Origin of the sequence: Pseudomonas sp. AL03 (genome assembly GCF_029960815.1) — a bacterium.
GTDB lineage: Bacteria > Pseudomonadota > Gammaproteobacteria > Pseudomonadales > Pseudomonadaceae > Aquipseudomonas.
The window spans coordinates 1-18,258 of the sequence record NZ_JASBRE010000051.1; the positions used below are offsets into that span (position 1 = coordinate 1).

At 61.0% G+C, this 18,258-nt stretch carries 19 protein-coding genes; 3 read left to right on the forward strand and 16 right to left on the reverse strand.

Annotation, left to right across the window (positions count from 1 at the left end; all coding sequences use genetic code 11):
• Nucleotides 1–372: 372 nt before the first annotated feature.
• From QK293_RS26780 to QK293_RS26835, 12 genes are all read right to left on the reverse strand, one after another.
• Nucleotides 373–1,878, reverse strand: a complete 1,506-nt coding sequence (locus QK293_RS26780) for a nitrite reductase (protein WP_282383196.1) — start codon at nucleotides 1,876–1,878, stop codon at nucleotides 373–375.
• Complete coding sequence (gene cobA / locus QK293_RS26785) at nucleotides 1,875–2,714, reverse strand: uroporphyrinogen-III C-methyltransferase (RefSeq protein ID WP_282383200.1); 840 nt, start codon at nucleotides 2,712–2,714, stop codon at nucleotides 1,875–1,877. Before cobA ends, QK293_RS26780 begins: the two co-directional genes overlap by 4 nt.
• A gap of 70 nt (nucleotides 2,715–2,784) precedes the next feature.
• A complete protein-coding gene (nirJ, locus tag QK293_RS26790; RefSeq protein ID WP_282383202.1) occupies nucleotides 2,785–3,963 on the reverse strand; it encodes a heme d1 biosynthesis radical SAM protein NirJ in 1,179 nt (392 codons plus the stop codon).
• 198 nt (nucleotides 3,964–4,161) lie between these two features.
• Complete coding sequence (locus tag QK293_RS26795; RefSeq protein WP_282383204.1) at nucleotides 4,162–4,677, reverse strand: nitrite reductase; 516 nt, start codon at nucleotides 4,675–4,677, stop codon at nucleotides 4,162–4,164.
• Nucleotides 4,652–5,095, reverse strand: coding sequence for an Lrp/AsnC family transcriptional regulator (locus QK293_RS26800; RefSeq protein WP_282383207.1), 444 nt, complete (start codon nucleotides 5,093–5,095; stop codon nucleotides 4,652–4,654). The genes QK293_RS26795 and QK293_RS26800 overlap by 26 nt, the downstream gene beginning before the upstream one ends.
• A complete protein-coding gene (locus QK293_RS26805) occupies nucleotides 5,088–5,603 on the reverse strand; it encodes an AsnC family protein (protein ID WP_282383210.1) in 516 nt (171 codons plus the stop codon). The genes QK293_RS26800 and QK293_RS26805 overlap by 8 nt, the downstream gene beginning before the upstream one ends.
• Nucleotides 5,600–6,058, reverse strand: coding sequence for an Lrp/AsnC family transcriptional regulator (locus QK293_RS26810; RefSeq protein WP_282383213.1), 459 nt, complete (start codon nucleotides 6,056–6,058; stop codon nucleotides 5,600–5,602). The genes QK293_RS26805 and QK293_RS26810 overlap by 4 nt, the downstream gene beginning before the upstream one ends.
• Before the next feature lies 1 nt (nucleotide 6,059).
• Nucleotides 6,060–7,238, reverse strand: coding sequence for a cytochrome D1 domain-containing protein (locus QK293_RS26815; protein ID WP_282383216.1), 1,179 nt, complete (start codon nucleotides 7,236–7,238; stop codon nucleotides 6,060–6,062).
• On the reverse strand, nucleotides 7,235–7,561 hold the full coding sequence (locus QK293_RS26820; RefSeq protein ID WP_282383219.1) for a cytochrome c: 327 nt from the start codon (nucleotides 7,559–7,561) through the stop codon (nucleotides 7,235–7,237). Before QK293_RS26820 ends, QK293_RS26815 begins: the two co-directional genes overlap by 4 nt.
• A 16-nt stretch (nucleotides 7,562–7,577) precedes the next feature.
• Complete coding sequence (locus QK293_RS26825) at nucleotides 7,578–7,892, reverse strand: c-type cytochrome (protein ID WP_282383221.1); 315 nt, start codon at nucleotides 7,890–7,892, stop codon at nucleotides 7,578–7,580.
• A 24-nt stretch (nucleotides 7,893–7,916) separates the two neighbouring features.
• Nucleotides 7,917–9,485 carry a nitrite reductase gene (gene nirS / locus QK293_RS26830; RefSeq protein ID WP_282383243.1) on the reverse strand — a complete coding sequence of 523 codons (1,569 nt, stop codon included), beginning with the start codon at nucleotides 9,483–9,485 and terminating at the stop codon, nucleotides 7,917–7,919.
• Nucleotides 9,486–9,591: 106 nt separating this feature from the next.
• Nucleotides 9,592–9,738, reverse strand: a complete 147-nt coding sequence (locus QK293_RS26835; RefSeq protein ID WP_282383223.1) for a hypothetical protein — start codon at nucleotides 9,736–9,738, stop codon at nucleotides 9,592–9,594.
• 68 nt (nucleotides 9,739–9,806) lie between these two features.
• On the opposite strand from QK293_RS26835, the gene QK293_RS26840 reads away from it, so the two are divergent.
• The 3 genes from QK293_RS26840 to QK293_RS26850 are packed head-to-tail and all read left to right on the forward strand — an operon-like array spanning nucleotide 9,807 to nucleotide 11,449.
• The gene (locus tag QK293_RS26840) at nucleotides 9,807–10,610 is read left to right on the forward strand and encodes a CbbQ/NirQ/NorQ/GpvN family protein (RefSeq protein ID WP_282383225.1); all 804 of its coding nucleotides are present in this window, start codon (nucleotides 9,807–9,809) and stop codon (nucleotides 10,608–10,610) included.
• A complete protein-coding gene (locus QK293_RS26845) occupies nucleotides 10,594–11,181 on the forward strand; it encodes a cytochrome c oxidase subunit 3 family protein (protein ID WP_282383228.1) in 588 nt (195 codons plus the stop codon). Before QK293_RS26840 ends, QK293_RS26845 begins: the two co-directional genes overlap by 17 nt.
• A gap of 10 nt (nucleotides 11,182–11,191) precedes the next feature.
• Complete coding sequence (locus QK293_RS26850) at nucleotides 11,192–11,449, forward strand: cytochrome C oxidase subunit IV family protein (RefSeq protein ID WP_282383231.1); 258 nt, start codon at nucleotides 11,192–11,194, stop codon at nucleotides 11,447–11,449.
• Nucleotides 11,450–11,467: 18 nt separating this feature from the next.
• Here QK293_RS26850 and QK293_RS26855 read toward each other — a convergent pair whose 3' ends face one another.
• The 4 genes from QK293_RS26855 to QK293_RS26870 all read right to left on the reverse strand — a co-directional run.
• Entirely contained in the window at nucleotides 11,468–12,598 is a 1,131-nt protein-coding gene (locus QK293_RS26855) for a hypothetical protein (protein WP_282383236.1), read from the reverse strand.
• 256 nt (nucleotides 12,599–12,854) lie between these two features.
• Nucleotides 12,855–13,658 carry a hypothetical protein gene (locus QK293_RS26860; RefSeq protein WP_282383238.1) on the reverse strand — a complete coding sequence of 268 codons (804 nt, stop codon included), beginning with the start codon at nucleotides 13,656–13,658 and terminating at the stop codon, nucleotides 12,855–12,857.
• A 310-nt stretch (nucleotides 13,659–13,968) separates the two neighbouring features.
• Entirely contained in the window at nucleotides 13,969–17,508 is a 3,540-nt protein-coding gene (locus QK293_RS26865; protein WP_282383240.1) for a toxin VasX, read from the reverse strand.
• Between the two features lie 82 nt (nucleotides 17,509–17,590).
• Nucleotides 17,591–18,258, reverse strand: a 668-nt coding sequence (locus tag QK293_RS26870; protein WP_282383242.1) for a DUF4123 domain-containing protein, incomplete at its 5' end; no start/stop codon positions are given.

Below are 18,258 nucleotides of genomic sequence, written 5' to 3' on the forward strand. Positions count from 1 at the left end.
CCTGGGGAATCATAGCAAGGGTTTGCTTGGGTGTTTTGACACACTCTGGGCCGGGTGCGGCTACCGCGGCATCCTTGCCGCGGTGCCCACTGCGCAGAACCTGCGCTCGGCCTTCCGACGGGGCAGATCAAGATCAAAAACCAAAGCAAAGCAACAGGAACCGTTCCGACACTGATCGTTCCCACGCATGGGAACGATCAGAAGCGCTACGCGGTCCGTAGCAGCTGCCGAAGGCTGCGTTCGGCTGCGAAGCAGTCGTAAAATCAGTCGCTGCGGTGTGTCAGGTTTACCGAGGAGGTAGGATTTACGACTGCTACGCAGCCGAACGCAGCCTTCGGCAGCTGCTGCAGGGAGTGCGTAGGGGTACAAGAGCTAGTGCGACGTCCCCTCGGCAAACTCGATCTTGTTGCCGACGTTGTACTTGCCCGAGGGTTTGTTCATCGGAATGCGTTTGATCTCCTTGAGGGTGTTGCTGTCGTACACGATCAGCGCGCCGTCGGTGGCCCAGATGCTCAGCAGCAGGTAACGGCCGTCACGAGTGAACTCGACGTGAGCGGCGGTCTTGCCAGGCATCGGGCGCAAGGTATGGGCGATCTCCAGGGTCTGTTTGTCGATCAGGTGGATCGCATCGTTGTCGGGCCCGAAGAAAACGTCGCTCCAGGCATACCGTGAGTTGACGTGACTGCGCATGAAGAAACCCGGCCCCAGGGTCGGAATTTCCTTGATCAGTTTCCAGGTCTTGAAGTCGATGACCGAGATCAGCCCCTTGCTGATATTCGGCGTGGCGAACACCCACTCACCGTTACGTTTCCAATAGGTCCCCGACCCCAAATGCGGCATGCCCGGCAGCGGTATGTCGGTGACTACCTTGCCGCTGTCGAGGTCGATCACCTGACCGCCCTGGGCCTTGCGCGAGGTGGCCAGCAGTTGCTTGTAGTCCGGTGAAAAGGAGAAATCGTCCAGCACATCCTCGGCGCGGATTCGTCGTGGTACGAAATCTGGAGTGCCGGCCCAGGACAGTTCCCAGACTTCCTTGACGTCCTTGAGCGCCACGATAAAGCTGTCGCGCTGCGGGGCGGAGTAGACCGCGCTGACCCGTGACGCGGTGCCGTCCTGACCGATCGTGGGAATGGTTTTGACCAGCGACAGGTCGCGGGCATCGAGCACCACCAGGTTGCCGGGCAAATAGTTGCCCACCAGCACCCAGCGTCCATCCTTGCTCACCGCCAGGTTGCGGGTGTTGAGCCCGGCGCGAACCTCGGCGATCAGTTTCAGGTTGTGCAAGTCATACAGGCTGATCCAGCCGTCACGGGAGGCGAAGTAGACGAATCGCCCGTCCGGCGAGAATTTCGGTCCGCCATGCACGGCAAAGTGCGACGCAAACCGCGCCAGCACCTCAAAGCGGTCACCGTCGAGGATGTCGATGTGATGGTCACCGGCTTCCACCACCACGAACAGGTTCAGCGGGTCGGCGCCATGCTGGGGCGTGGTGGGCAGTTTGCTGAGATCCGCGAGTATCGAGTGACTGCCGAGAATGTCGTCATTGCTCCAGGTGGGCGGGATGGCGGGCGGTTGTTGAAGGTAGTCCACCAGCGCGTCGATCTGCGCGGGGCTGAATACATTGGCATAGCCGGCCATCTGGCTTGCGGGGCGGCCGTTCTGGATCACGCGGCGAATTTCATCCGGTTTGATTCGGCTGAGACTCTCCGGCAACAACGCCGGCCCCGCACCGCCGAGACGGTTAATGCCGTGACAGCTCTGACAATGCTGCTGATAGTTTTGCGCGGCCTGTTCAAGTGCCGCGCCCGGGAGTGGAACCGCTGCGCTGGCATGCGCCGCACTGACCCATAGCACCTGGGCAAGGACCCTGCGCCTCATGTCGCCACCTTGGCATGGCGTTGCAGTGCTTGAGCCGGGTAAAGCCGCGCCGGGTATTCCAGTTGTTCTGCGGCAAACAGATCGACCACGGTGCCGATCACCGTCAGTGTCGGAATGCCCGGTGGACAATCCAGCGCCAGGGTCGGCAATTGGTGCAGCTTGCCACGGGCGACGTGCTGGTCGGGACGCGTGCCGTTGCTGATCAGCGCCGCCGGTGTATCGGCCGACAGCCCGGCTTCGATCAAGCGTTGAGCGATGAGCCCCAGGTTCGACAACCCCATGTAAAACACCAGCGTCTGACTACTGTCGGCGAGGCTGCTCCAGGGCAGCGACAACTCACCATCACGTTGCAAATGGCCGGTGATGAATCGGCAGGAATTGACCAGGTCGCGGTGGGTCAACGGTATGCCCGCGTACGCGCTGCAGCCTGACGCGGCGGTAATCCCCGGCACGACCTGGCAGTCAACACCGCGTTGCAGCAGGTACTCCAGTTCCTCGGCGCCACGGCCAAAGATAAACGGGTCGCCGCCCTTGAGCCGGACCACGCGCTGTCCTTGATCGGCGAGGTCGGCAAGCAGTTCGTTGATTTGTTCCTGGGGCAGGCTGTGACAGCCGCTGGCCTTGCCGACGTAATGCCGGGCGCAGGTGAGGGGGATCAACGTCAGCAGCTCGGGGCTGATCAGCCGGTCATAGACCACGGCGTCGGCCTGCATCAACAGACTCCAGGCGCGCAAGGTCAGCAGGCGTGGATCGCCGGGGCCAGCGCCGACCAGGGCAACTTCGCCCGGTCTGAACGGGGACTGAAGGGTGGCCGGTAGAGCAATCGATGGAGGCATGGGACGTCCTTGGTGCTTCATCAGGTTGGCCGGCCCCAGCCTTTGTCAGGTGGTTGGCCGGACGGGCTATTCAGTGGGTGATGCAAGGAATGGTCGTTGACGGAGGCACACCGATTTCGTCATCGCTGAGGTGGCAGCCAGGGTCCTGGCCCCAGAGGTCACCCTCGGCCCAGGCGCGCGTGCGGGTATTGCCGTTGCAGATGTGCAACCAGCGGCATTGGGCGCAGCGGCCGCCGACGGCGCGGGGATGCTCACGCAAGCGCAACAGCAGGGCATCCGGCTGGTCCAGCCACAGCGTGCGGAAGGGTGTGCGCCGGACATTGCCCACCGAGTGCTGCCACCAGTAGGTGTCCGGGTGCACTTCGCCGGTGTTGTCGATGTTGGCAATGCCGCTGCCGGAGGCGTTGCCGCCCCAGGCACGGAGCATGTTTTCCAGACGGGGGTAATGCTCGGGAAGACGAAGGCCGGCCCATTGCAGCAGGAGAATGGCGTCGGCATCGTTGTTGCCGCTGACAAAATCGCTGTCGCGACCCTGTTGGATGTCTGCCCAGGCGCGCTCGAAGATCAGCGTCATGGCCTCGCGGCTCATCTGCTGTTGTGCGTCGAGTTTGCGACTGCGTTTGCCGCGACCGCTGTAGTTGAGGTGCGACAGGTAAAACTTTTGCACGTCGTACTCGCGCATCAGCGCCAGTAACTGGGGCAGCTGCGCATGGTTCTCCTGGGTCAGGGTGGTGCGCAGGCCGACGCGAATGCCCTGTTCGCGACAGAGCCGGATCGCCTGCATGGAACGGGCGAAGCTGCCCTTGAGTTGGCGGAAGGCGTCATGGGTGGCTTCCAGGCCATCGATGCTGATCCCGACGTAGTCGAAATTCGCCGCGCTGATCTGCGCGATGTTCTGCTCATCGATCAGCGTGCCGTTGGTGGATAAGGCCACAAAGAAACCCTTGGCTCGGGCGTAGGCACTGAGCACAAACAGATCCTCGCGCAGCAGCGGTTCGCCACCCGAAAGGATCAATACCTTCACCCCGGCATCGTGCAGGTCGTCGATCACGGTCAGCGCGGCGGCCGTATCCAGTTCGTCGCGAAAGACACTGTCGGCGGAGGTGGCGTAGCAATGTTTACAGGTCAGGTTGCAGCGCCTGAGCAGGTTCCAGATCACCACTGGCGGGCGGTTGCTGCCCGGTGGACGGGTTCTGGGCGCAGGCGCCTGGCCGGCCAGCGCCCGCAGGTATTGGCTGATCCTCAACATGCAACTCTCCTTGAGTCAGGGTGTGTTCAGCGCAAAGCGATAGGCAAACGCAAGCCTAATGCCCGTAGCAGCTGTCGAGCTTGCGAGGCTGCGTTCGGCTGCGCAGCAGTCGTGAAATCAGGCGATGCGGTGTTTCAGATAAACCTCGCACACAGGTTTCACGACTGCTTCGCAGCCGAACGCAGGCTTCGCCAGCTGCTACAAGGTCTGCGTTGAGCTGACTGGCGTTAAACGCAAGCCGGTTTTTTTCAGGATACGGCTGCTCACCAGCATCTCGTCGGCGGCACAGGCGTCGCCCAGCAAGTAGCGCAGGTGCTCGCGGTAGCTGTTGATTTCATCGCTGCTGCGGCCATGAACCATGGCGAACAGGTTGTAACGCCAGTCGGTTCGGCGCGGGCGGCGATAGCAGTGGCTGACGAAGGGTTGCGCGCCGATCAGCGCGCCGAGGCGCGGCATGTCGGTGTCGCGCACATCCCAGACCGTCATGCCGTTGTGGCGATAGCCCAGTCGGTAGTGATTGGGCACGGCGGCGATCCGCCGAATCGCGCCCTCGGCCTGCAATCGCTTGAGCAGATCCAGGGTGGATTCGATGCTTAGTTCCAGCTGTTCGGCGAGCCAGGCCCAAGGGTCGTCCAGCAACGGCAGACCGGCCTGGGTCAACGCGATCAGCCGCTGGGCGAGGGTGTCTTCAGACCGGGAAATACAGACCGACATGGTAAGTCTCCTCTTTGGGCAGGTTGAGCAGCGGCAGGCCGGTCAGGGTTTCGATGCGCTGCAGCGTCTCGGCGATGGCATGTTCGGTCGCGCAGCCGAGCACGAACCACATGTTCCAGGCGTGCTCGCGTCGGTAGTTGTGCGCCACTTCGGGCATGCCATGCAGTTGCTCGGCGACGTCGTCGAAACGTTCTTCCGGCACCGCCAGCGCGGCGAGGGTGAAGGCGCCGCCCAGCCGTTCGATGTCAAACATTGGGCCGAAGCGTGTGAGCACGCCGTCATCGAGCAGGGCATGCAGTCGGTCGAGCAGTTCAGTGCTGCTGCTCTCCAGTTCGAGAGCCAATGCCTGCCAGGGGTGGCGCACCAGCGGCAGGCCCAATTGCAAGCGGTTGATCAGACGACGGTCGAGGTCATCCATGGGTCGGTGCTCCTGTGCGCGAGGGCGCAAAGCGGCCGCCGCACTGTTTGAAGACCTGAGTGCTGAACAGCAGTTGATGGGGCAGGTCGCTCAGCAGATGGTCTTCCAGCAACGCCTGAATCTGCGCCTCCACCTGTTCACGTTGACGCCCGTGCACCATGCAAAACAGGTTGTACCGCCACTGCGGCAAGCGCCGGGGCCGTTGATAGCAGAGGTTAATGCCGGGCGCTCGTCCCAGGCGCTGGCCAACCTCGTCGATCAGCGCATCGGGAATGTCCAGCACCAGCATGGCGTTGGCGGTAAAGCCCAGCGCGCGATGGTGCAGCACCAGGCCGACACGGCGAAACAGCCCTTGCTCGCTCCACTGGCGCATTTGCTCGAGCACGTGGTTTTCGTCGGTGTTTATCCGTTCGGCGAGAGCCTGATAGGGGCGCGCTACCAACGGCAACCCGCCTTCGAGGTGCCGACGCAGCGCCAGCGCTTGTTTGGGGCTCAATCTAGATGTCATGAGTTTTCTCCCAGGGCAAAGCCCAGGTCGATGCGGTAGGCGGTCAACATCGGCAGGTCCAGCGGCATGAGGCCGGTGTCGTGCTCAAGTTCTTTGAGCACCCGGTCGATGTGTTGGCGATCAGGGCCGGTCAGCACAAACCACAGGTTGTAGAAGTGCTCCCGTGCGTAGTTGTGATTGACCTCGGGGTACTGACTGACGCGATCGGCCACCTGTTGCAGGCGTTCGGCGGGCACGGCGAGGGCGGCGAGGGTGCTGGCCCCGGCGCGGCTGTGTTCGAACACCGGGCCGATCCGTGAGAGGGTGCCGGCCTGATCCATTTCTTCCAGGCAGGCCATGACTTGCGATTCGCGGCAACCGAGGATCCGCGCCATCTCCTTGTACGGTGCCGGGCACAGCGGCATGCCGTGCTGGAAGCGGTCGATGAGTTGGCGACTGAGCAGCTCAAGGTTCATTTCAATACCCCATTTTCTGCGCGCGACTGCTGAAGAAGATGCCGCTCGGCGCGGAGGCCGGCAGGGTGTTTAGCAGCTTCAGGCTGTACGGATCCCAGACCTGAACCTGATCGCCGTCGCGTAACGACAGCCACAGTTGGTCACCGCGCGCGGTGAATTCCATGTGCAGTACCGCCGGCCCCGGCTTCAGATCCGCGACTACGGCATGGGTTTCGGTGTCGATGACCTGAACCCGATCGTTGTCCGGGTAGGCGAAATTGACCCATAGCTGTCGACCGTCCGGGCGCGACGTGACGAACACCGGCTGACCGGCGACCGGAATCACAGCGGTCTGCTGCCAAGTGCGCGCATCCATCACCAACACTTGATGACGGCCAACGGCGGGCACGAAGGCCTGGTGATCGGCGACGGCCCAGCCTTCCAGGTGCGGCATCTTGTAAACGGGGAGTTTCGCCTGGCCGCGTCCGTAATCGCCGAGTACCCGCTGCACACCGCGCTCTGGATGCCAGAGGTCGAGTTGGGCCATGCCGTCTTCACCGAACAGGCCGGCCATGTAGTAGCGCCCATCGGGGGTAATCAGGGCGTCGTAGGGTTGCTGGCCGATGTTGGTGAAACGGCTGATCTGCGGTGTGCTGACCTGACTGAAATCGGCGGTCCAGATCTCACCGGTATCGAACAGGCTGAAGACAAAACGTTGCCCCGGCGCGTCGACCAGGCCCACCACCCGGGAGCGCTTGCTGCCATCGGCCAGGGGTGTGGCCGGAATATCGGCCACCAACTGCAGGGTTTCGGCATCGAAGACCTTGACCCCGCCGGGCACGTAGTTGGACACCGCGATCAACTTGCCATCCTGACTGATGGCGCCGCCAATGCTGTTGCCGCCCTGGATCACACGATGGTCGATACGCCGGGTCAGCAAATCGATTTTGCTCAACCCTCCGTCGCGGCCGAACACATAGGCATAGCGCTGGTCGCGGGAGAACACCACTGACGCATGGGACAGGTCGCCGAAACCCTTGAGTCGGGCCAGCGCGGTGTGGGTGTCGCTTTCGATGATTTGTACGCTACCGGTGGCGCGCTCCACGACCACGCCCAGATCGCCGGTGCCACGCAACGGTGGCTGAACGCAAGCGGACAACAACAGCCCGGTCGCCGCTGACAGCAGGATTGAACGGATCATGGTGCGGGGTATCCCTGGAGAAGAAGATCGACCAGCCACCGGATGTCGCCGGGGCTGAGCAACGGGGCCCAACCGGGCATCGCGGTGCCGGGCCGACCTTGGGTGACGGTGGCAATCAGGCTGTCCCTGGACTTGCCGGCCAGCGCTGCGCGCGTCAGTTCGGGACCCAGCCCACCGGTCAGGTGCAACCCATGGCAGGCCCCGCAGTCCTGGGTCAGCAAGTGTTCGAGTTGTGCCTGACGCTGGGCGTCCGGCGCCGCAACCGCAGTTGCGCAAATGAGGAGGAGGGCCGCCAGAATCACAGCGTGTCGATAAACCATCATGACGCCCTCCAGGCGGTTATTTGAGTGTCAGTACCCAGGTCGCGAGAATTTTTGCTTCTTCATCCGTTACCGGGTTGGCCGGCATTGGCATCGGCCCCCAATTACCTTGTGTGCCGTTCTTGATGCGGCCAGCCAGGGTGTCCACGGCCCCGGGTACGCCAGCGTTCTTGGCCGCGACATCCTTGAGTGCAGGGCCGACGACCTTGGCGTCGATGGAATGGCAGGCGGCGCAGGGTTTGCTCTTGAACAACGCCAGCCCGTCCTCGGCCATGGCCGGCTGCACGCTCAGCGCAGCGGTCAGGGCGAACAGTGAAAACAGAGTATTTTTCATGGTGGTTCCTTGCATTGATGGAGCTCAATAGATGTCGTGTTGGGTGTTGTAGACGTTGAACTTCCCGGTGGGTGTGATCAGTCGTTTGTCCTTGATGACTGACTTGAGCTTCAGTGTTTTGTCGTCGATCACCACCAGCGCCGACTCGTCTGCCTGGCCGCTCCAGACGGAGAACCAGACTTCATCGCCGGCCTTGTTGTATTCCGGTTGCACGACACGCATGGCGCCTTGCTTGATGCCCGCGTATTCAGCGATGGGCAGCACGGTGTAGCCGGCGTCGAGCTTGTCGAGGTTGAACACCGCCACCGACTGACTCAGCTTGGTGTCAGGGTTGAGGGTGGTGTCGACGTACAGGTGACGGGATTTGGGGTGGGTTTTGATGAACAGCGAACCGCCGCCCTGGCCCTTGAGTGAGGCGACCTGTTTCCAGGCGTATTGCGGGTGTTTGGTCGGGTCGGTGCCGATCAACGAGATGCCGTCATCACCCAAGTGGCTGGTGGCCCAGACCGGGCCGTAGGTCGGGTGGTTGAAGTTGGCGCCGCGACCTGGGTGAGGGGTTTTGCCGACGTCCACCAGCGCGGTCAATTTGCGCTCCTTGGAGTCGATCACGGCGACCTTGTTGGAGTTGTTGGCGGCGGTCATGAAGTAGCGGTGCGTGCTGTCCCAGCCGCCGTCATGCAGGAAAGGCGCGGCATCGATGTAGGTGACGGTGAGGTTTTTGATGTCCTGGTAATTGACCAGCATGACCTTGCCGGTTTCCTTGACGTTGACGATGAACTCCGGCCATTCGTGGGAGGCGATGATCGCCGCGACCCGGGGTTCCGGGTGATATTCCTGCTTGTCGACGGTCATGCCGCGGGTCGAAACGATCTGTTTCGGCTCCAGGGTTTCGCCATCCATGATGGTGAATTGCGGCGGCCAATAAGAGCCGGCGATGGTGTATTTGTCTTCGTAGCCCTTGAACTTGGAGGTCTCGACCGAGCGCGCCTCGATGCCCACTTTGACCTCGGCGACCTTGGTCGGCTCGACTGGCCACAGGTCAATCATGTCGATCCGCGCGTCCCGGCCAATCACCAGCAGGTAGCGACCCGAGGCGGAGATTCGAGAGATGTGCACCGCGTAGCCGGTCTCGATCAGCTTGACGATCTTTTTGCTGTCACCGTCGATCAGGGCGATCTTGCCGTCATCGCGCAGCGTCACCGAAAACAGGTTCGGCAGGTTGAGTTTGCTCAGCTGCTTCTTCGGACGATCCTCGGGTTTGACCAACACTTTCCAGGTCTTCAGCGTCTCGGCCATGCCCCATTCCGGTGGCGTCGGCGGCGCGTGCTGAATGAACTTGGCCATTGACGTTATCTGATCCTTGGTCAGCGCATTGGACGTTCCCCAGTTCGGCATGCCTGCCGGTGAACCATAGGTAATCAGCGCCTCCAGGAACGGTTGTCCGCGGTTCTGGGTAATGTCCGGTGTCAGCGGTTTGCCGGTGGCGCCTTTGCGCAGAACACCGTGGCAGCCTGCGCAGCGCTGGAAGTAGATTTCCTTTGATGAGTCGAACTCGGCCTGGCTCATGTCGGGAGCACCAGCGGTTTTGACCATGGGCGGGGTGGCCGCAGCAGCGGCGGGCTCCTCGGCGCTGGCGGCAGGACTCACCGCCAGGGCCAGTGCCGAACACAGCGTGGTAAGGGTCAGAGCAAACGTTTTTCTATTGCTGATCAGCATTCCATTTCTCCTCAGGCAAGACCTTTGCGATGTGCTGAAACGGCAGCGCAGAACGCAGGTTCTTAGTGCCGTGCAAGGCTATGCCGAGCAGGCCAATGCTCGCTTGACGGCGATCAAGTTTGCCGGCCATCTCCCTTGCCAGGTTGTCGCAGGGGCCCGTAGCGTGTTGCTTGAATCCGCTTTTGGAACAGGCAGCCCATGGACCGAATCCAGTCTTGCGAACACCCGATCGAACCCTTTTATCAACCGCTCAATAATGAGGAGGCGCTGTTCGAGCAAGCCTGGCGACACGGCATGCCGGTGCTGATCAAAGGCCCGACGGGATGCGGCAAGACCCGTTTCGTCCAGCACATGGCCCATCGACTGAAACTGCCGCTGTACACCGTGGCTTGCCACGATGACCTGAGCGCGGCTGACCTGATCGGTCGCCATCTGATCGGAGCACAGGGCACTTGGTGGCAGGACGGACCGCTGACCCGCGCGGTGCGTGAAGGCGGCATCTGTTACCTCGACGAAGTGGTCGAGGCGCGCCAGGACACCGTGGTGGTGCTACATCCCCTGGCCGATGACCGTCGGGAGCTGTTCCTGGAACGCACCGGCGAAGTGCTGAAGGCGCCGCCGTCATTTATGCTCGTGGTGTCTTACAACCCCGGCTACCAGAACCTGCTCAAAGGCATGAAACCCAGCACCCGGCAACGCTTCGTGGCGATGCGCTTCGGCTATCCGCCGGTGGCCGATGAGGAGCGCATCGTTGCCAGGGAGGCTCAGGTGGACAACGCGCTGGCGGCGCAAGTGGTCCGGCTGGGCCAGGCGCTGCGGCGGCTCGATCAACATGATCTGGAGGAGGTCGCCTCAACGCGACTGCTGATTTTTACCGCGCGTATGATTCGTTCCGGCATGAGCCCGCGTGAGGCCTGCATGGCCTGTCTGGCCGAGCCGCTGAGTGATGATCCGCTGACCGTTGCCGCGCTGATGGACGTGGTTGATGTCCACTTCGGTTGAGTCCTCGGGCGTCTCGCGTCGCCACTTGCCGGGCGATCTGGCGATGTGGTTTTTCATTCTGGCCGAGCTGTCGGTGTTCGCCATCCTGATCCTGACGTTCGCCGTAACCCAGGCACTCAAGCCGCAGATGTTCAGTGAAAGCCGTCTATTGCTGAACACCTCAACCGGGTTGGCGATGACCCTGAGCCTGCTCACCGCGGGGCTGTTCGCCGCGCTGGCTCAAGAGCAAGTCAGGCGCTCACGGTCCCGGCGCGGCGCCGTCTTCCTGCTGATGGCGTTGCTCGCCGCCAGTGTCTACGTGGTGCTGAAACTTACGGAATACCGGCACTTGCTGACCTCGGGGCTGGGCATTGAGCACAACACGTTTTTCACCCTCTACTGGATCCTTACCGGGTTTCATTTTCTCCACGTAGTGCTCGGCATGGTCATTCTCGGATGGCTGGCCGAGCGCTCTCGCCGTCGCCTGTGCGACGCTGACAACCGCAGTGGGTTTGAATCCGGCGTGCTCTATTGGCACATGGTCGATCTGATCTGGGTCATGCTTTTCCCGCTGGTCTATGTGCTGAGTTGACGAGGTTCTCATGTCTGTTTCCAGGTTTTTGCTCGTCTGTTGGGCCGCGCTCGCGACGTTAAGCGTCTGCACCGTGGTGCTGGCGCAGGCCGGGGCGACGTGGTTGCTGTCGATTGCCATCTTGCTGGTGGCGGTCGGCAAGGCGTGGCTGATCACCGACGGCTTCATGGAGATGCGCCACGCACCGCGCCTGTGGCGCAGCTTGATGTTGAGCTGGGCGCTGGTGTTGGCGACCGTTGTGGGGCTGACGCTGGTGTTAATCGGTTAGCCAACTTGAAAAAACAATTCAAGCGCGACGTTTGTCGGTCGGACTTAAACGCTGTACCTCGGCAAAAATCTCGGTGATCGGGCGTCGCGGCTGACGTTTGTGCAGGGCGCGAACCTGTGCGCTTAGGCGCAGAAGTTCTTCGCTCGGCTTCGCCCATTGTTCCTTCGATAACGGCTCGGACCATTGGCGCATCGCCTCGGGCAACGCCTGGTTGCCCTTTTTCTGGAGGCGGCGGATTTCCCATTCGGTCAGGTGGTTGGGAATCGTCCACAGCGTCATGACGTGGTACAGGTACCAGAAGAAGCCGGACACTCGACCATGCTGACCGTCGCGGACTTGCTGGTGCAGGCGCGCACGGGCGTTGTGGAAGGTGTGCAAACCCTCGTGCGGCGGGTCGTCGGGGACTTGCAGGTCTAGCGGGTCCTGAATGGATTTGAGATCGTGGATTTCGTATTCCGTGTAGCCGCGGATCGCTTCCCAGTGGCTGATGGCCAGGGACAGACCGAAGCAGGGAAATTCGACGCTGGTCAGCGTCTCTCCGTGCTGGAAACCGGTGCCCATGCCGTACTGGCGGTGGATGCCGTATTGGGTGGCGCCTTGGGCTTCGATGACCCAGGCCGAGAGGGATTCCCAAGGGACGAAGAGAGGTTCGGTGGCGTCTTCGGGCATGAAGCAGACTTCGCGGCGTTGGCGGTTGAAGCGGGTGGGGATGATGTGGAGGCGCTTTTTGTGGTTGTGGTGCCAGACGCCGAGGCCGATGAGTAGGGTCCAAAAGCCAGTTTGTATGGCTAGCGGGTAGGACGCATGGAAGATCCCTTGTATGGCATGAGAAATATCGTCCCAACCCATCCCGAATAAAAAAAACATGAAGCCGCCAATCAGGGGAAACAGGAATGCAATCATAAATGCGCCGCTGAATGGCCCGCCCAATGTTATCTGCCACATAAAGACTTGAGGCGATCCCATCCCGAAGTCCATGTACACGTCATTTAATTCCCCGATGTGAGGACCATGCGGCGGCAGCGGTGTCGGTAATGGCAACGGCGCGAGATAAGTGATTTTCCCGCTGAGAAACGGCTCAACATCTCCGGCTTTGCGGGATTGCTCAAGGTGTGGAGGAGGCATCGGCATATCAATCTTGGTGGGCATGGTCGGCCAACTCCAGCAAGTGGGTTTCAACCAGTAACAACGGAGGATGCTCGGTGACTGATTTTGGCGGAAGCGAAGGGAAATGGCCTTCGCCCCGAGGATTGAGATGAATGATGTGAGCGCGAGAGATCCACTCTCCTTTGGCGTTCAACATTTGCACGCACACCCCCAGTTCCAGTGTATCGACCACAGGCGGTGCCGATCCCTAGGCGGTGAGACGGTTTACCGCTTAACGGTTGTGGGAAGTCGCTCGGTTTCATGCGTGTTGTTTGTTGCTGGGGTTCAAGCGCTGTACCTCGGCAAAAATCTCGGCAATGGCTCGCCTTGGCTGTCGCTTGTGCAGTGCCCGTACTTGTTCGCTCATGCGCAGCAGTTCTTCGCTTGGCTTTGCCCATTGGTCCTTTGGCAACGGCTCTGACCACTGGCGCATTGCCTCGGGCAACGTGTGTTGGTCCATGGCGTTGATGCGCCGGATTTCCCATTCGGTCAGGTAGTTGGGAATCGTCCACAGCGTCATGACGTGGTACAGGTACCAAAAAAAACCCGAGAGCCGGTTGCGTGAACCGTCGCGGATTTGCTGATGCAGGCGTGCGCGGGCGTTGTGGAAAGTGTGCAGGCCTTCGTGAGGCGGGTCGTCGGGGCCTTGCAGGTCTTGCGGGTCCTGGATGGATTTGAGGTCGTTGACTTCGTACTCCATGTAGCCACGGATCGCTTCCCAGTGGCTGATGGCAATGGGCAGGCCGGCGCAGGGGAATTCGACGCTGGTCAGGATCTCACCGTGCTGGAAACCGATGCCCATGCCGTATTGGCGGCGGATGCCGTACTGGGTGGCGCTCTGGGCTTCGATGACCCAGGCCGAGAGGGACTCCCAGGGGACGAAGACCGGTTCGGTGGCGTCTTCGGGCATGAAACAGACTTCTCGGCGTTGGCGGTTGAAGCGGGTGGGGATGATTTCGGCGCGTTTGTTGTGGTTGTGGAGCCAGACGCAGAGGCCGATGAATAGGGTGCTGAAGCCGGTTACTGCCGCATACCCATGACCTTCGTGGAATATAGCCGTCATTGAGTCCCAGATAGCTTCTCTGCCGTAACCAAAAACAACCCCAAGAAACCCAGTAAATAGAGGGAATAGGAAGGCAATCATAAATGCACCACTGAATGGTCCGCCTAATATGACTTGCCATGAGAATACCTCCGGCGATCCCAACCCGAAGTCCATGTACACCTCATTTAATTCCCCGATATGAGGGCCATGAGGCGGCAGCGGTGTTGGAAGCGGCAGCGGCGCGAGATAGGTGATCTTCCCGCTCGGAAAGGGCTCGACATCTCCCGCTTTGCGCGATGGCTCAAGGTGCGGCACAGCTATCGGGCTATCAAGGTTTTTGGGCATCGTCGGCCAACTCCAGCAAGTGGGTTTCAACCAGTAACAACGGAGGATGCTCGGTGACTGATTTTGGCGGAAGCGAAGGGAAATGGCCTTCGCCCCGAGGATTGAGATGAATGACGTGAGTGCGAGAGATCCATTCTCCTTTGGCGTTCAACATTTGCACGCACACCCCCAGCTCCAGTGTCTCGACCACAGGCGCCATCGGAGCATTACGATTCAGCGGATATTGCAGGCATACAATCAGCGGGTCTGCTTGCACGACCTGCAGGCTGTCCGTCACTTCATCGCTGATCACATCCTTGCGCTCACGCGCGGTACCGCGGCTTTCGAGTGGGCGGAAAAGCCGATGGGCACCGATACCCAAACGGTGAGACGGTTTACCGCTTAACGGTGGCTGGAAGTCGCTCAGTTTCACCCCCGGCAGCGTCAGATGAATATCACTGGGTTTGGCGCGCAAAAACAGGTTCTTCAGCAATGAGTCATGTTTGTTCAGGCCAAGTTGTGCAGAAGGGGCGTGAAGTAAATCGCCGAGATAACGTTGGCACTCATCCAGGGTGTAGTTACCGCGTTCATCGGTATCCAGGCTCCGTGGCGTAGTTTTGAACCATTTATCGCGGGCGCTGATGTTGTAGCGGTTGAACAGCCAGGTGCCGCCCAGTTCCAGTACGGTAAACAAGAAACCGGCCAGGTTGACCCGGAAAAACACTGTTGAAAGACGTGTTCCGGCGGCGGCCCAAGCGGCTGTTCGTGCCGCGGCATTCCTTGCTGTCAGGACTTTAAAAGTGGCGTGGACGGTATGGCTAAGGCCATAGGTATTAACGGCCGTCATGCCGGCAGCACCCACTGTGCCAAGAGCCGCGCTTCCTTGGGCCGCGCGGTTGCCACTGCGCGTCGCTTGCTGCCAATTCTGCTGTTGGGTATTCAGGCTGATTACAGAGGCCCCGAAACCGAATAAATAGGTAAAGAAGCCCAACCCAACATGCATCTTCCCCATCTGCACATGCACACTCTCCAAGGCGTGATGTTGAGCTGCCCAGACCAACTTATCGCTGCGTGCCTTCAGCGCAGTGTCTGCCAAGCTTTGAGCTGCGGTGAAACCAGCAGCACCGGTAGCGGCGAGCGCAGCGAAGAAAGCAGCACGTTTCTTTTCGTCTTTGGTCTGGCTCATCATCTCTCGATAAACCACCACCAAATTCACCGTCTGCGCCAAAAACACCAACAACCCAACCCCTTCGCTCTTGATCAAATCTGCCTTTGGCACACTCTGAACCCCCAGTCGAATGTTCTTCAGCAAACTCCTCACCTCCTGCTGCTGCGCCGGTGGAAACACCACCGTCACCCCCGCCCGAGCCGGGGTGGCGCCGTATGTGCGCACCGACTGATCCGGCAGTTCAGCAATCGGGCTCAGCGCGCCCGCCAGTCGGCCTTCGAGTTGAGTCAATTGCGCACGCACCCGAACGATCTCGGTCTGCAACTCCACCGCCCTCGGCGTTTTATGCCCTTGGCGGTTTTTGTTGTGGGTGAGCTGGTTACGTTCACGGGTCAGGGTTTTCAGGTAGTCGCGCTCCCTGAGCAGTTCCTTGAGGTTGGTTTGCAGCGCCGTGTATTCGGCCGGGGTGGCGACGGTGAACGTCACTCCGGTGCTTTTCGCTGCATCGAGGATCCGTGCCGGCAGCGCTTTGGGCAGATGGCGGAATAGTTCGTCGAGGTCGGGGACTTTCTCTGCCGTCAGATCGAAGCCTTCCAGCGCGCGGCTCAGGCCCAGGTTCAACGCTGGGCTGTAGCTGTGTTGCACCGCGTCGGCCATGGCGCGGGTGTGTTCGGGCAAATCGTCGAGCGCAGGCAGGTGCGGTTGTTCGATTTTTCGCAGGGTTTCCAACCAATGGGGCAGCTTGCTGAACAGGCCGGTCCCAGCATTGGATAGCACGCTGTATTGCACCAGCAGCTCAGGCCGAACGCGTAGCGGCAAGGTGTAAAACGCGGATCGCGTCAACTCCGGGTGTTTTTCCAGGTAACCCAGCATCTCTTCACTGGCATGGTCGCTGCGGCAGATGTCTTTGATACAGGCGTATTCGGCAGCGAAGACCTCGGCCAATTGCCGCGGCTCGTGCGCGTCGTAGTACCAGGCCGAACGATGGTAACGCCCGGCACATACCAGCATCGTACGGTCAGCGGTGATGCGTTCGAGCAAGCGGTTCCAGCGCCCGAGGTCTGCGCGGTGCTGAAACAACGCGTCATCCATGGCGGGGCGGTCGATGAAATCGTTGATCCCGCGTTTGCCCGTGATATTGGATCCCGCGATCACGTCCTCAATGCGTTTGTTTTGCTCCTTGCCGAGCTTGATCAGGGTTTTGAGGTGCTGCTCAACGAAGTCGGTGGGGGCCATCGCAAAGTGCTGGCGGGTGTAGTAACGGCGGTCCGCGTCGTCAATGGCGCGCCTGTGTGCAGTGATGTCTGGATTGCCCCCCTGATACTTGAGCGTCTCCTGGACTTCGGCTTGGGCTTCCTTGCGCAGCTGCACCAGCTCCGGGGGGGCTGATACGTCGACAGGCTCGACCTTGCCGCCCTTGTTCAGGTAATCCAGCAAGGCTTTGCGCGTGTCTTCCCGGGTTGGTTCAGGCAACTGTTGCAGATCGACAAGCAGCGCATTGACCGCCGGGTCGTCGCTGGCATTGGCCAGCTTGTCGAAGTCCGCCGGACTGACCTGGCTCAGGGACTCGATGTAGCACGCCAACAGGTAATCGCGTTCGTTGTGGTCGGTATTGCTCCAGTCGTCGACCCAGCCGACCACGGTGTCCTGATACTCGGCCAGATCGCGCAGCACGCCGAGGTCATCCTGCACCACAAGGAACAGCGTGTCGTCCTGATAGGCCGGGCGCACCCTCCCGAGAAACTCGCCGATGTGCGCCTCGCGAAAGCGCCGCGGTTGTTCCCATAAGTAGGGTTCACGTTCGTGCTCGGGGGCATCGCGGACCTGCACCGTCGGCATTAGAACGGCGTCCGACGGCGACTCGGTTTCCTGTTCCGCGCGGTCTTGTGCGGCTTGCGCCTGCCGGGCCGGATCGGTCGCAATCTCTGCCAACCACTGTTTGCCTTGCGCGACCGTCAGCAAGTTCGCGCCACCGGTTTGGCAATGCACCGGGCCGAGGTCGACGGCCTGCATGAAGTGTTCGCGTTCGTTGGAGCTGTCGAGCACTTGCGTGCATTTGGCCGCCGTCCATTGCACTTCGGCGAAGGTCACATGCAAGGTGCTGCGTCTTGAAAACACCAGTGCAGGACGCTCTTCGATGGGCGTGCGCAGATCACTATCGACCTTGGCGCCCTTGTGCAGCAAGGCGCTGACCAGTCCGTTGAGGACCTGATACTCGTGCAGGTGGCCAGTCACGCTGTCGATGACGTACAACCAGCCATCGCGCAGCAAACGGATGCCCAGTGGGCGGGTCGTCAGGGCATACGGCAGCTTCAGTTCGGCACTCGGGTCGACGGGCTTTTCCACCAGTCCGTAACGCAAGGGCAACAACTGCACATGGTTTGCCGCAAAGGGCAAGCACCGGGTGAGCCGATGGCGGTTTTGGAGGCGGCGGCCGCAGCAAGGTTGGCAGGGTGGGTCATGGGCGGCTCCCTTGACTGGCCCAGCGCTGGGCCAGGTCGGCGGCCAACGCGATGCGCTCGCCGGGGGATTGCAGCGACGGCGTATGCAGCAATCGGTTGATGTGCGGGTGCTGATCGAGTGATGAGCCATCCAGCCAGGCCATGATGTTGGCGTAGTGGAGAAGCTCAGATTGGCTGCTCAAGACCAAGGCGCCGGCGTCGGCCTCCAGTTGTTCAAGCATTGGCCAACGCTGAGCCACGGTTTCGCCGCCATGGCGTTCGGGAAAGTAGTTGAGCAAATGTGCGTCGAGTTCGAGCAACGCGCGGCGCCGATCAACCCGGTCCAGCGCTGCATTCAGTTCAGGGCTCAGGCGATAGGGCGTCGGCAGTTCCAGGCATTCCGGCAGTCGGGGTTGATGGCGATGCCAATTGGCGCTGACGCTGTCGGCCATCACTACGCAGGTAAGAGGACCGAACAAACGCTGATCGCCGCTGCCGAACAGTGCCTGCGCCACGGCCGCATCAGCCAGACGCAGGACCACCGGCAGACCTTCGGGCAATTCAACGGTCAGCAGTTTGCGTAAGTGCTGAGCGACGGCGTGCGCCGAGTCCGGGCTGAACAACAGCACGCTCGATTCCTCGTGTGCGTGCTCCAGATAAAACTGAACGAGTGGCTCGTCAGGTT